Below are 12,945 nucleotides of genomic sequence, written 5' to 3' on the forward strand. Positions count from 1 at the left end.
CCAGCCCCTGAATTTTTACATTTCCTACTACACAAGATGTTAGATGCCAGTAGAAACTGGTCCGTCACAAGTAATTCCTTCACATCCATTTCCGGATACACTCTACCTATTCATTTCGGTCTCGAAAATCGGACTGTGGAGGCTGAACTGTTACATTGCAAGCAAAAAATCCTTCTGCAAAACAATTATTATTTTCAAGAAAATCAAGTTGTTAAAACAGGGCTAAAAACTCTTATTTTCACATGCAGAAACAAGGATTTTTGTTTTAAAAACATATGCTTACTCTTTTCTTTTGGGTGTGACGGTGTGGTACATGGATATCGACACCGATGTGAAATTCAAAGCCGGCGGTGTGGACCAGAAAGTCAGCACCCGCCTGGATCCGTGGGTGTTTATGTTCTCCGCAGGCTATCGGTTCTAACGCCTGCTGCAAACTGGCCAGCGGACGGCCAGTTTGTTGCCTCCTCACTCCTCCCTGCGATCCCCCTTCGCCTGCGGATCACACTTCCGTCCACTGGCGCAGCAGGTTGTGATACATATTGAGCAGGGAGAGCACCTCTTCTCCGTCGCCAAAGCGCGTTTTGAGCGACTGGATCGTGCGGTCCAGGTCGTAGAGCATCGCGCGCTGCTTATCGTCGCGGACCATCGACTGGATCCACAGGAAAGAGGCCTGGCGTACGCCGCGGGTGACCGGGGTGACGCAGTGCAGGCTGCTGGCGGGATAGAGCACCAGATGCCCGGCCGGGAGCTTCACCCGATGCTGGCCATAGGTGTCTTCAATGACCAGTTCGCCCCCCTCATAGCTTTCCGGTTCGCAGAGAAACAGCGTCGCCGATAAATCGGTCCGCATCCAGCCCGCTTCGCCGTTCTGACGCACCGCGCCATCGACATGAAAGCCGTAGGTCTCCCCCGGCCCGTAGCGATTAAACAACGGTGCGGAAATCGTCCGCGGCAGCGCGGCGGAAAAAAACTGCGGATGGCCGCGCAGCGCGTCGAGTACGGCGGCCTGCAGACGGGCGTACAGCGGCGTGCGGGTATCGATCTGCTGGTTTTGTTTGACGGTCGCCCCCTGGCTGCCGACGGTAACCCGCCCGTCAACCCATTCGGCCTGCGCCAGCAGGCGGGCATATTCAGCCACCTGGTCCGCCGTTAGCACATCAGGAATGTGATACATCATTGCGGTGTCCTCTCAAAAAGGTGGGGCGCGATGGCCCCACGTACTGACTCAGAAATGGACGTTCGCCGTCAGCATAAAGGTACGGGGTTCGCCCGGATGATAGCGATAGCCGCTCTTGTTGATCGAAGCCACGTAATCGGTATCAAACAGGTTGTACATATTGAGCTGCAGATCGAGGTTGCTGTTGACCCGATAGCCCAGTTTGGCGTCGGCGACCCAGTAGCCCTCGGTATGATCCGGGGTACCCACCGCGCCATCGCTGCCCCGGCGCAGGCTTCCAACATAGCGCACGCCGCCGCCGACGGACAAATCGCTGGTGGCCTGATACTGCGTCCACAGCGTAAAGGCATGTTTCGGGGTGTAGGCCAGCGCGGAAGAGCCATCCTGCGCCACATTCTGCCCCTCCGTCACCTTGGCATGCTGCTGGGTGTAGCCGGCGATGATCGTCCAGTCCGGGGTCAGGTTCCCGGTCGCGGAGAGCTCATACCCCTCCACGCGCTTTTTGCCGTATTGCGACCAGGTTCCGTCATCGTTAGCGGTCACTTCGTTTTCAATATCGGTACGGAATAACGCCGCGCTGAGCAGCAGGCGCTTGTCGAGGATCTGCCACTTGGTGCCCAGTTCGCTGGATTTCGCCTTCTGCGGTTTAAAGTCGGTCCGGTTGGCGCTGTTGCCGCTGCCGCTGGCGGCGAGCGCGAAGCTGCTGCCCCCCGGCGGTTGCTGCGAGATGGCATAGTTGACGTAGATATTGCCCTGCTCGGTTAAGCGATACAGCGCTCCGGCCTTCCAGTTAACCAGGTTACCGGATTTGGCGGTATCGACTGTGGTGACCGGGCTGCCGGTCGACTGTCCTGGCGGGCAGGCGACAGCCCCGCGTCCGCTGCCGCCGCAGGCGGTGGCGCTGTCATATTTGGTATGGTAACTGTCGAGACGCAGCCCACCGTTGACCTCAACCCGATCGGTCAGCGCCAGCGTATCGAAGGCATAAATGCCGAAGGTATCGGTCTGGCCGTTGGCGTTCGCCCCGTTTCTGTCCAGCCCGCCAATCGACAGGCTGCTCACCGGATGATAGAGATTCACCGCCGGGGCGGTCAGGGCGTTGACGCCATAGTTGGTCTGGTTTTCCCGGGTAAACTCCACGCCGGTGCTAACGTCATGGCCTATCGAGCCGGTATTGAAGGTCGAGGTGATATTGGTCTGGTTGGTCAGAATGCGGTTGCTGACATCTTTGGTATTAACCAGCCGTGACCAGCTCCAGGTGTTGACGTCATTGATGTCGGGGGCGGTGATATTGCTCGCGCCGCCCATCACCGCAGTCAGGAGATACTCCTGCTTCACCCGCGACCAGCGGGTGGTATTGCGCACGGTGGTATTGTCCGTCAGATCGTGTTCGAAGCGCAGGGTGCCGCTGTCGGTGGTGGATTTATCGTAATCGGAGTCGGTGCCATAGAAATTGCTGGTATTGACCTTACCGGCGGAATTGAGCGCGGCATACTTCGGCGAAGGCGCTGAATAGCCCGGCAGGCCGACGGTGGGGATCCCGCCATCCGGGGTGTTGTTCTGCCGGACATGGAGATAGTTCAGATACAGACGGGTGGGCGTATCGAGGCCGAAGGCCAGCGACGGAGCGATGCCGTAGCGCTCGTTCTCAATCTTATCCCGGCCGGCGTCGTGGGTTTTTTCGCCCATCAGGTTGAGGCGAAACGCGGCGTTGTCGCCGAAGGCCTGGTTAAGATCAAGGGTACCCCGGCGCGACCAGGCGCTGCCGATGCTGGCCGAACCGTCGATCCCGGAGTCAAGACGCGGCTGTTTGCTGATCATATTGATCGAGCCGGAGGGGGCGCTGCGTCCATAGTCCGTGCCGGCGGGCCCTTTGATGACTTCCACCTGCTGGGTATTGAAGGTATCCCGCGTCACGCTGCCGATATCGCGAATGCCGTCCACATAAATACTGTTGGAGGTGTCCACGCCGCGCATAAAGATGGCGTCCCCGGTGGTTGAGCTGCCATTCTCCCCGGCGTAAAACGCCCCGACGCCAGGGACGTTCTTGAGGGCGTCAGTCAGGTTGGTGACGCCCTGATCTTTAATGACCTGTTCGGGGATCACGGTGATGGTGCGAGTGGTATCCACCAGCGGTTTATTAAACTTGGGATCGGCGGAGGCCCCGGGAGAATAAAGCGAAGGCGGGGCGGCTTCCACCACCAGCGTCTCTTCATTATTTTTGACTGATTTTTCCGCTGCCATGCCGGTTGCCGGCGCGGCCCCCAGACACAGACCCGTAAACAATGCCAATGAGTTGAAACTGCCAAACGGCAGAGAAGCGTTTTTTTCCATGATAAATGCAGGCTTATTTTTTGTTATTCGCACATATCACGCCGCGCAAAAGCGACGTTATTCGTCGTCTGGCTTGCGCTGACCCGGCGTGACTCTATAAATGATAAAAAGAATGGTTATCATTCGCCTTAATATTTACACAGAAAAGTTGACGTTTAAACTGATTTCTTCACCACCGTTTACAAATTTCATAAATTTTGAACAAAAAAGGCGGATTAGCTCGGCAAAGGCGGCGGGACAAAGCGGTACATAGCGTGGTGACCCTGGATCAATGACGCCGGGCGGGCGCCGGAGGACGCCCGGAGGCAGGCGTCCCGGCGGGCTTACCAGGGCACCGTGCGGCCCTGGTAATTCAGATACTCCAGTCCCGGGCGCCGCTGCTTGTCGAGCAGGACGTTCACCAGGCGTGGGATGGTCTCTTCGATGGTCAGGGGGGCGTCTGCCCCGCCGAGCTCGGTGCGGATCCATCCAGGAGCCATCACTACCAGCGGGTGGGAGGCCGAGGTGGGGCGAGCGGCGAAGCTGCGCATGAACATATTCAGCGCGGCTTTACTTCCGCGGTAGAGCTCCCGCTGGCCGCCGAGATTGTTCGTCAGACTGCCCTGGCCGGAGGACATCACACCCAGCAGCCCCTGCGGCTTGACCGCCGGCTGCGGCAGCTGGTGCGTGAGGTGTGTTGTGAGTAAAAAAAAAGCCCGCACAAGTGCGGGCAAAAATACTGGAAGCAATGTGAGCAATGTCGTACTGAATACCTGAGTTATTTACTCAACTATTCAGTAATGAGAAAGATAATATTTCTCATTTAAGATATCAACCCCATCTTTTGTGCGGAAGCGATTTTTATCCAAGGGTAAAGACCGTGCGCTGCTGGATATCATCAACGTGATGAACCAGCCGGTGGGCGATGAGCAGATCCTCCAGGCGGCTGGCGTCCAGCTGGAACAGATGCTGTTTCCGCTGCTGTTGGCGGTAGGGCGCCATGGCCCGGTGGGGGGAGCTGGCGGATCATTTAGGGCGCGATAACACCACCGTCAGTCGCCAGGTGAAGAAACTGGAAGCCCAGGGGCTCGCCTGTAAGCAACCGAACTAAATTCTCGCGTGTTGCCGCCCCGGCGCAACAATCATCTTTTTCCGTCACAAATCACGGGTCAGCTCGTCGATGTTGTCGGAAAGTATCTCCAGTAGGGATCGCAAATAGATAGTGTTATTTCCCTGATGCCACATCGCGCTGAGGGGAAGGCCTTCGATATGTTTTTTGGGCGCGAGCTTAAGGTATTTCACGCCGTCCGCATTCATATCTTTATATGACGCAGGCACCAGAGCAATGCCCAGTCCAGCGGCAACAAAACTCAGGATAGTCTGCTTCTCTTCGGCATACTGCGCGATGACAGGCATGCTGCCACCCTCCTTGAAAATATTCATTGTCAGGTCATGGCTGTGACGCCGGGTGCCTCTTTCCGGCACGATAACCGGCTCGTGTCGGAAGTCATCGATACTGACTTCGTCATAACTGACCAGGCGGTGGTTAGCGGGCACGGCGAGCACGCAGGTTTCATTGGCGATAAAACGTGTTGTCAGCGTGGCATCAATATGTTCCGGCGGACGTACAAAGACCACATCCAGCCATCCTGAAATGAGTCGGGGGATAAGTTTGTGAGATTTATCTTCCGTAAGATGAATGTCTGCCTCCGGAAAACGCTTGACGAAAAGATTAAGCAGTTCAGGAAGTAATCCTTTGGCTGCGCTATCGATAGCTCCGATCCGCAACGTCCTTTTCTGCAACAGGCTATTTTTACGGAATCGCTGCCGTAGCGCATCGAAATCAGCAATGACCGTTTTGGCCTCATTTAAAAAGGCGGCACCTTCAGGCGTTAGCGACACATTGCGGGTCGATCGATTCAGTAGTCTTATCCCCAAATCATCTTCCAGCAGTTTTATGAAGCGACTCAGTGACGCAGGCATCATTTCAAGTTTACGGGCAGCACGGCCGAAGTGAAGCTCATCACCCAATACCACAAAGCAACGTAGCTGATTTATATCCATTTTTTCACCAAAACCTGATTATGCAAATTATTTATATAAAGCCATGCCGATGATAAAGCGGTTCAAAACTTCATACTGGGTTTATTACAAAACGATAACAACCCTACATCACTATGGAGCATCCGTCATGAAAAACGACCTCGAAAAGAAGGTGATGCGCAAGGTTACCCTGCGCATTATTCCTTTCATCATGCTGCTGTACTTCATTGCCTTCCTCGACCGTGTCAACATTGGCTTTGCCGCCCTGACCATGAATCAGGATCTGGGTTTTTCACCCACCGTTTTTGGGCTGGGCGCCGGCATCTTCTTCCTGGGGTACTTTCTGTTTGAGGTGCCGTCAAACTTAATTCTCCATAAAGTAGGGGCCCGCATCTGGATCGCCCGCGTCATGATCACCTGGGGCCTGGTCTCTGGCTGCATGGCTTTTGTGCAGGGTACGACGAGCTTCTACATTCTGCGTTTTCTACTCGGCGTAGCGGAAGCCGGTTTCTTCCCGGGAATTATCCTTTATCTCAGTTATTGGTTCCCGGCAGCCAGACGCGCGCAGGTTACCGCCATCTTTATGGCCGCAGCCCCGCTCTCTACAGCATTGGGATCGCCTGTTTCTGCCGCCCTGCTGGAGATGCATGGCTTTCTCGGCTATGCCGGCTGGCAGTGGATGTTTGTGCTGGAAGCCTTGCCAGCGCTGATACTCGGCGTTGTGGTTCTGTTCTTTCTTACCGATCGTCCGGCCAAAGCCAAATGGCTGACTGACGAAGAGCGTGCATGGCTGGAAAACACCATGCAGGCCGAGGAGCTGGCCCGGGCGGCAAAACAGAACCACAGCAGCGCATGGAAAGGACTGGCGGATAAGCGGGTACTGGCTCTGGCGCTGGTCTATTTCGGTACTTCTGCCGGCTTGTACACACTTGGCATCTGGTCCCCGCAAATCATCCGCAGCTTCGGTGCTACCTCACTGGAGATTGGCTTCCTCAACGCCTTCCCGGCGGTCATCGGCGTCATCGCCATGATCCTGTGGGCGCGGCATTCTGACCGCACCAGAGAGCGCAGCTGGCATGTGATTGGTGCCTGCCTGCTGGCAGCAGCCGGTCTGATTTACGCCGGTAACGTCAGCACACTGTTTACCGTGATTGTTGCCTTAACCCTGGTCACCGCAGGCATCAGCGCCTCGAAACCGCCCCTTTGGAGTATGCCTACCGTGTTCCTCAGCGGCCCGGCTGCGGCCGCGGGTATTGCCACGATTAACTCCATCGGCAATCTGGGCGGCTTTGTCGGCCCGATGATGATTGGCGTGATCCGCGAGCAGACCGGTAGCTACACCTGGGGCCTGTACTTTGTCGCCGGACTGCTGGCTATTTCGGCCCTCATTGTCCTGATCCTTTCTGCCAGGGCGGGTAAACCGCAAACGGCAGAACTCACTCATCCTCATACTCATTAACCGGAGAATTTACTATGCGTAACTATAAAATTGCCGCCATACCTGCCGACGGTATTGGTCCTGAAGTCATCTCGGCAGGTGTTGAAGTGCTGCATGCACTGACACGCCACGATCCGCAGCTGAAGTTTGATGTGGAGACCTTTGACTGGGGGTCGGACTATTACAAAAAACATGGCGTGATGATGCCGGAAGAAGGGCTGAACACACTAAAAAAATTTGATGCCATTTACTTCGGCGCGGTGGGCGCACCGGATGTCCCTGACCACATCACACTCTGGGGTCTGCGCCTGCCAATTTGCCAGGGGTTTGACCAGTACGCCAACGTGCGTCCAACCAAAATCCTGCCGGGTGTCACCTCACCGCTGCGCAACCGCGGGCCCGGCGATCTTGACTGGGTGATTGTGCGCGAAAACTCCGAAGGTGAGTATTCCGGTAACGGCGGCCGTGCACACCGTGGCTTACCGGAAGAAGTCGGCACCGAGGTGGCCATCTTCACCCGCGTCGGGGTTACTCGCATTATGCGCTATGCCTTCAGACTGGCGCAGTCTCGTCCACGTAAACTGCTGACCGTGGTGACTAAATCCAACGCCCAGCGCCACGGAATGGTGATGTGGGATGAGATTGCCGCCGAGGTGGCGCAGGAATTCCCGGATGTGCAGTGGGACAAGATGCTGGTCGATGCGATGACGCACCGCATGACGCTGCATCCCCAGACCCTGGATACCATCGTGGCCACCAATTTGCATGCCGATATCCTTTCCGATCTGGCCGGCGCGCTGGCGGGCAGTCTGGGCGTAGCGCCGACCGCCAATATTGATCCGGAACGCCGCTTCCCTTCCATGTTCGAACCTATCCATGGTTCAGCTTTTGATATCACCGGCAAAGGCATTGCTAACCCGATAGCAACCTTCTGGACTGCGGTACAGATGCTTGAACATCTGGGAGAGCGTAACGCCGCGGCGATGATTATGGAAAGTATCGAATATGTTTGTGAGAAAGGCATTCTGACGCCAGATGTCGGTGGAACGGCCAGTACCGCGGACGTCACCCGCGCTGTAGTGGAATTTATTGAAGCCAGAGCAAATATCGCCGAGACCGTATAACCATGATAAATGAACAGCCTGCAGAGATCCTGCAGGATATTTTTCAGCATGCTGTCGACAGCGCCCGAGCCGGGCCTGCGATCCTGTCTAACCTGCCGGAAAAACCGCGTGGCCGCTGCGTGGTAATCGGTGCCGGTAAAGCCTCGGCGGCAATGGCAGCGGCTGTGGATGCAGCCTGGCCGGATGTGGAAGTGTCTGGCGTGGTGGTGACGCGTTACGGTTACGCGGTGCCTGCTGGTCGCATCCGCATTATCGAGGCTGCTCATCCGGTATCGGATTCGATGAGCGAAGTTGCCGCAATGCTGATTGTGGAAGCGCTGCGCGGATTGACCTCTGATGACCTGGTGCTTGCGCTCATTTCCGGTGGCGGGTCGGCGTTGATGGCGCTGCCCGCACCAGGATTAACATTGAAAGATAAGCAGGCCATTACCCGCGCGCTACTGCACAGCGGTGCCAATATCAAAGAGATGAATCTGGTACGTCGTCATCTCTCCGCGGTGAAAGGCGGCAAGCTGGCAAGAATAGCGCAACCGGCCCGTATTGTGTCACTGATTATCAGCGATGTGCCGGGGGATAACCCGGCAGATGTGGCATCAGGTCCTACTGTCGCCGATGACAGCACGCCGCTTGATGCGCTTCGGGTACTTCAGCGCTACGGTATTCAGACCCCGGAACCTGTTCATAAACTGCTAAGCCAGCCGGCAGGCCCGGTTGAAAGCACAGCGAACAGCGAAGTAAAACTCATTGCCACGCCGCAGCTGGCTTTGCAGGCTGCCGCGCTGGCTGCGTGCAGACACGGACTGACGCCGCTTATTCTCGGCGATGCGTTAGAAGGCGAAAGTCGTGAAGTGGCCATTGTTATGGCCGGGATTGCTAAATCCGTGAAGCAATATGGTCATCCGGTTTCCGGTCCGGCAGTGCTATTGTCGGGGGGCGAAACCACCGTGACGGTAAGTCAGGGTCAGCACGGGAAAGGGGGGCGTAATACTGAATTTGCGCTCAGTCTGGCCTGTGCGTTGCAGGGAGAAAGCGGTATATGGGCAATCGCTGGCGACAGTGATGGTATCGACGGAACGGAAGATGCAGCAGGTGCGCTGGTATTCCCGGACACGCTAACACGCGGCAAAATGGGTGGTCTAAATGCGGCTAGTTATCTTGATGCACACGATAGCTATAGCTATTTTCATGCGCTCGATGACCTGGTAATGACCGGCCCAACGTTAACCAACGTCAATGATATTCGGGCAATATTGATTGCCTGACCTATCGCTCTCCTGTACCAGGGAGAGCGATATTTTTACTTTCAACATGGTGCAAATCTTCGGTATCCGCCCGCCATCAATTTCCACGTTAAAGCGCATCGCCTGGCGTCAAGGTGTCGATCATCGTTCAGTCTGATGTGCAGGCGTGCAAGATGACGTGGAAGGGGAGCTAACGCGAGGAAATCGCCGCCCGGCGCAAGGCCAGGCGGCTGACGGTCAGGCGGTTTTGGTCGCCGCCTTCAGGCTCTGGACGAAGGCTTTCAGCTCGTCGAGCATGGCCTGCGGCTCATCAAGATGGCGTTCGATGATTTTGACGATGGCGGAACCGGAGATCGCCCCGGCGGCGCCGGCGTCAATGGCGGCGCTCACCTGCTCCGGCGCGGAGATGCCAAAGCCCTGCAGCGGCGGCGCGGCGTGATATTCCGCCAGCTTCTCCACCAGATGGTGCAGCGGCAGCGCAGCGCGATTTTCCGCACCCGTCACCCCGGCGCGCGACAGCAGATAGGTGTAGCCGCGGCCATATGAGGCAATCTGGCGCAGTAAATCGTCATCCGCATTGGGCGGGCAGATGAAAATCGGCGCGATGTTATGGCGCATCGCCGCCTGGCGGAACGGGGCGGACTCTTCCACCGGCACGTCGGCGACCAGCACCGAGTCGACGCCGACGCGGGCGCACTGGGCATAGAACTCATCGATACCCGGGCTGAAGACGAGGTTGGCGTACATCAGCAGGCCGATTGGGATCGTCGGATGCTTCTGGCGGATAGCGCCCAGCATCTCAAAGCACTGCGCCGGGGTCACCCCCGCGGCGAAGGCGCGCAGGGCCGCGCCCTGGATGGTCGGGCCGTCCGCCAGCGGGTCGGAGAAGGGGATCCCCAGCTCAAGGGCATCGGCGCCGCCTTCGATCAGCGCATCGATAATTTTCAGCGACTGCTCCGGTCCCGGATCGCCAAGGGTCACAAAGGGGACGAAGGCGCCTTCCTGGCGGTTTTTTAGTTGGGCAAACAGCGTCTCATAGCGTTCCATCAGATTTCCCCTCGCGCTTTCAGGATGTCGTGTACGGTGAAAATGTCTTTATCGCCGCGGCCGGAGAGGTTAACCACCAGCAGCTGCTCTTTTTCCGGGTTTTCGCGCATCATCTTCAGCGCGTGGGCCAGGGCGTGCGAGGACTCCAGCGCCGGGATGATCCCTTCGTGGCGGGAGAGCGCTTTGAACGCGTCCAGCGCTTCGTCGTCGGTGATCGACACATAGTCGGCGCGCCCGGTGCTGTTCAGATACGCGTGCTGCGGCCCAACGGACGGGAAGTCCAGTCCGGCGGAAATGGAGTAAGATTCCTCGATCTGGCCGTCGGCGGTTTGCATCATCGGCGACTTCATGCCGAAGTAGATCCCAACGCGACCATGCTTCAGCGGCGCGCCGTGCTCCCCGCTTTCGATACCGTGCCCGGCAGGCTCCACGCCGATCAGGCCGACATGGGTTTCCTCGATAAAATCAGCGAACATGCCGATGGCGTTTGACCCGCCGCCGACGCAGGCGATCACCGCGTCCGGCAGGCGTCCCTCTTTTTCGAGGATCTGCGCTTTGGTCTCTTCGCCAATCATGCGCTGGAATTCACGCACGATGGTTGGGAACGGGTGCGGACCGGCGGCGGTGCCCAGCATATAGTGCGCCTTCTCGTAGCTGCCGGACCAGTCGCGCAGCGCCTCGTTACAGGCATCTTTCAGCGTGGCGGAACCGCTGTGCACCGGGATCACTTCGGCGCCCATCAGGCGCATACGGAAGACGTTCGGCGACTGGCGCTCGACGTCCTTAGCGCCCATGTAGATACGGCATTTCAGGCCGAGCAGGGCGCTGGCCAGCGCTGAGGCGACGCCGTGCTGGCCGGCGCCGGTCTCGGCGATAATTTCGGTTTTGCCCATCCGTTTGGCCAGCAGAGCCTGGCCCAGTACCTGGTTGGTTTTGTGCGCGCCGCCGTGCAGCAGATCTTCGCGTTTCAGGTACAGGGTGGTGCGGGTCCCTTCGGTCAGGTTCCGGCATTTGGTCAGGGCCGTCGGACGACCGGCGTAGTTTTTCAGCAGGTCGGTGAATTCCGCCTGAAAGGCCGGGTCCTTCTGCGCGCTGACAAAGGCTTCTTCCAGCTGGCGCAGGGCGGGCATCAGGATCTGCGGCACATACATGCCGCCGAATTCGCCGAAGTAGGGGTTCAGTAAAGTGCTCATTATTGCTCCTTAATATGCGCGCAGCGTCTGGAAAACGGAGGCCAGCTTGCTGGCGTCTTTAATCCCGGGTTGCGACTCTACGCCTGAATTGAAATCGAGTCCGGCACAGCCGCTTTTGGCCGCTTCCACACAGTTATCGGCGCCGAGGCCGCCGGCCAGCATAACGTTGCGCAGATCCTGGCCCTGCAGCAGGCTCCAGTCAAAACGCTGGCCGCTGCCGCCCTGGCCGTTGTCGAGCAGATACTTATCGACATGGCGGAGTGTACGGGCCGGCAACGTTTCACCAACGCTCAACGCTTTCCAGATGCGGACGTTATCCGCGAGGGCGTCGCGCAGCGCGTCGATATAAGCCTGGTCTTCATCACCGTGCAGCTGCACGGCGGCCAGCCCCAGGGCCTGGGCGCGGGCGACCACCTCGTCCAGCGGCGCATTGCGGAAGACACCGACGTACTGCAGCGGCGCGGCGGCGATCACCGCTTTGGCCTGGGCGTCATTTACCGCCCGCGGCGAGGTCGGGACGAAGATCAGGCCACCGTAAATGGCGCCGGACTCCCAGGCCACCTGGGCATCCTGTGGGCGCGTCAGGCCGCACACTTTGTTCTCGCCGAGCAGCACGCGTTTGACCGCCGCTTCCAGATCCGCCTGCTCCATCAGGGCGGAGCCGATCAGGAAGCCGTTGGCGAAGTGGCTCAGCTCACGCACTTCGGCATAGGTATGGATGCCGGATTCGCTGATCACCGTGACATCCGGGCCGAGACGCGCCGCCAGCTGACGGGTGCGGTTAAGGTCAATCGACATATCGCGCAGGTCGCGGTTGTTAATGCCCACCACCTTCGCCTTCAGAGCGATGGCGCGCTCCAGCTCCTCTTCGTTGCTGACTTCGGTCAGCACGCCCATATTCAGGCTGTGAGCCACCGCGGAGAGCTGACGATACTGTTCATCGTCGAGCACCGAGAGCATCAGCAGGCAGGCGTCGGCCTGATAGTAGCGCGCCAGGTAGATCTGGTAAGGGTCGATGGTGAAGTCCTTACACAGGATCGGCTGCGGCGCGACCTTGCTGACGATCGGCAGAAAATCGAAGCTGCCCTGGAAATATTTCTCATCACACAGCACCGAGATCGCCGAGGCGTAGTGTTTGTAGATGCTGGCGATCGCCGCCGGATCGAAATCTTCGCGAATCAACCCCTTCGACGGCGAGGCCTTTTTGCACTCGAGAATAAACGCGGTGCGGGTGCCGGCCAGCGCGTCATAGAAATTGCGCTGCGTCGGGACGACCTCATTCTGAAAACTGGCTAACGGTTGTTGTTGTTTGCGGGCTTCCACCCAAATCGCTTTGTCGGCAACGATTTTTGCTAAAACGGTCTGCATT

At 57.9% G+C, this 12,945-nt stretch carries 9 protein-coding genes and 3 pseudogenes; 5 read left to right on the top strand and 7 right to left on the bottom strand.

Annotated features, from left to right (window positions below):
- Nucleotides 1-286 precede the first annotated feature (286 nt).
- Nucleotides 287-421: pseudogene (locus QLG03_RS03640) on the top strand (OmpW family outer membrane protein); the annotation flags it as partial.
- A gap of 78 nt (nucleotides 422-499) precedes the next feature.
- Here QLG03_RS03640 and ybiX read toward each other — a convergent pair.
- From ybiX to QLG03_RS03655, 3 genes and pseudogenes are all read right to left on the bottom strand, one after another.
- Nucleotides 500-1,177, bottom strand: coding sequence for a PKHD-type hydroxylase YbiX (gene ybiX / locus QLG03_RS03645; RefSeq protein ID WP_032428774.1), 678 nt, complete (start codon nucleotides 1,175-1,177; stop codon nucleotides 500-502).
- 48 nt (nucleotides 1,178-1,225) lie between these two features.
- A complete protein-coding gene (locus QLG03_RS03650) occupies nucleotides 1,226-3,511 on the bottom strand; it encodes a catecholate siderophore receptor Fiu (protein WP_274578610.1) in 2,286 nt (761 codons plus the stop codon).
- A gap of 323 nt (nucleotides 3,512-3,834) precedes the next feature.
- A pseudogene (locus tag QLG03_RS03655) lies at nucleotides 3,835-4,158 on the bottom strand (short-chain dehydrogenase); the annotation flags it as partial.
- Between the two features lie 178 nt (nucleotides 4,159-4,336).
- Between QLG03_RS03655 and QLG03_RS03660 the strand changes: the two are divergent.
- Nucleotides 4,337-4,598 (top strand): annotated as a pseudogene (locus QLG03_RS03660) (helix-turn-helix domain-containing protein); the annotation flags it as partial.
- 47 nt (nucleotides 4,599-4,645) lie between these two features.
- Here QLG03_RS03660 and QLG03_RS03665 read toward each other — a convergent pair.
- Nucleotides 4,646-5,554: a LysR family transcriptional regulator gene (locus QLG03_RS03665; RefSeq protein ID WP_064158331.1), complete on the bottom strand. Its 909-nt coding sequence runs from the start codon at nucleotides 5,552-5,554 to the stop codon at nucleotides 4,646-4,648.
- 127 nt (nucleotides 5,555-5,681) lie between these two features.
- Here QLG03_RS03665 and QLG03_RS03670 point away from each other — a divergent pair, with 127 nt between their 5' ends.
- The 3 genes from QLG03_RS03670 to QLG03_RS03680 are packed head-to-tail and all read left to right on the top strand — an operon-like array spanning nucleotide 5,682 to nucleotide 9,357.
- Entirely contained in the window at nucleotides 5,682-6,992 is a 1,311-nt protein-coding gene (locus tag QLG03_RS03670) for an MFS transporter (RefSeq protein WP_004203856.1), read from the top strand.
- A gap of 14 nt (nucleotides 6,993-7,006) precedes the next feature.
- A complete protein-coding gene (locus QLG03_RS03675; RefSeq protein WP_004203857.1) occupies nucleotides 7,007-8,095 on the top strand; it encodes a tartrate dehydrogenase in 1,089 nt (362 codons plus the stop codon).
- A 2-nt stretch (nucleotides 8,096-8,097) separates the two neighbouring features.
- A complete protein-coding gene (locus tag QLG03_RS03680) occupies nucleotides 8,098-9,357 on the top strand; it encodes a glycerate kinase (protein ID WP_255987315.1) in 1,260 nt (419 codons plus the stop codon).
- A 216-nt stretch (nucleotides 9,358-9,573) separates the two neighbouring features.
- Here QLG03_RS03680 and trpA read toward each other — a convergent pair whose 3' ends face one another.
- Genes trpA through trpCF form a run of 3 tightly spaced genes read right to left on the bottom strand, consistent with a single transcriptional unit; the run spans nucleotide 9,574 to nucleotide 12,944 of the window.
- Complete coding sequence (gene trpA / locus QLG03_RS03685) at nucleotides 9,574-10,383, bottom strand: tryptophan synthase subunit alpha (protein ID WP_255987317.1); 810 nt, start codon at nucleotides 10,381-10,383, stop codon at nucleotides 9,574-9,576.
- Nucleotides 10,383-11,576 (bottom strand): tryptophan synthase subunit beta, encoded by a 1,194-nt coding sequence (gene trpB / locus QLG03_RS03690; protein WP_023289323.1) that lies wholly within the window; start codon nucleotides 11,574-11,576, stop codon nucleotides 10,383-10,385. The genes trpA and trpB overlap by 1 nt, the downstream gene beginning before the upstream one ends.
- A 9-nt stretch (nucleotides 11,577-11,585) precedes the next feature.
- Nucleotides 11,586-12,944 (bottom strand): bifunctional indole-3-glycerol-phosphate synthase TrpC/phosphoribosylanthranilate isomerase TrpF, encoded by a 1,359-nt coding sequence (gene trpCF, locus QLG03_RS03695; RefSeq protein ID WP_023289324.1) that lies wholly within the window; start codon nucleotides 12,942-12,944, stop codon nucleotides 11,586-11,588.
- Nucleotide 12,945 lies beyond the last annotated feature (1 nt).

Source organism: Klebsiella sp. V115_8, assembly GCF_029967715.1.
GTDB classification, from domain to species: domain Bacteria; phylum Pseudomonadota; class Gammaproteobacteria; order Enterobacterales; family Enterobacteriaceae; genus Klebsiella; species Klebsiella quasipneumoniae.

Bases quoted from the DNA above. Each gene is read 5' to 3' on its own strand.
- ybiX (WP_032428774.1), bottom strand. From the start codon at position 1,177: ATGATGTATCACATTCCTGATGTGCTAACGGCGGACCAGGTGGCTGAA.
- QLG03_RS03650 (WP_274578610.1), bottom strand. From the start codon at position 3,511: ATGGAAAAAAACGCTTCTCTGCCGTTTGGCAGTTTCAACTCATTGGCA.
- QLG03_RS03665 (WP_064158331.1), bottom strand. From the start codon at position 5,554: ATGGATATAAATCAGCTACGTTGCTTTGTGGTATTGGGTGATGAGCTT.
- QLG03_RS03670 (WP_004203856.1), top strand. From the start codon at position 5,682: ATGAAAAACGACCTCGAAAAGAAGGTGATGCGCAAGGTTACCCTGCGC.
- QLG03_RS03675 (WP_004203857.1), top strand. From the start codon at position 7,007: ATGCGTAACTATAAAATTGCCGCCATACCTGCCGACGGTATTGGTCCT.
- QLG03_RS03680 (WP_255987315.1), top strand. From the start codon at position 8,098: ATGATAAATGAACAGCCTGCAGAGATCCTGCAGGATATTTTTCAGCAT.
- trpA (WP_255987317.1), bottom strand. From the start codon at position 10,383: ATGGAACGCTATGAGACGCTGTTTGCCCAACTAAAAAACCGCCAGGAA.
- trpB (WP_023289323.1), bottom strand. From the start codon at position 11,576: ATGAGCACTTTACTGAACCCCTACTTCGGCGAATTCGGCGGCATGTAT.
- trpCF (WP_023289324.1), bottom strand. From the start codon at position 12,944: ATGCAGACCGTTTTAGCAAAAATCGTTGCCGACAAAGCGATTTGGGTG.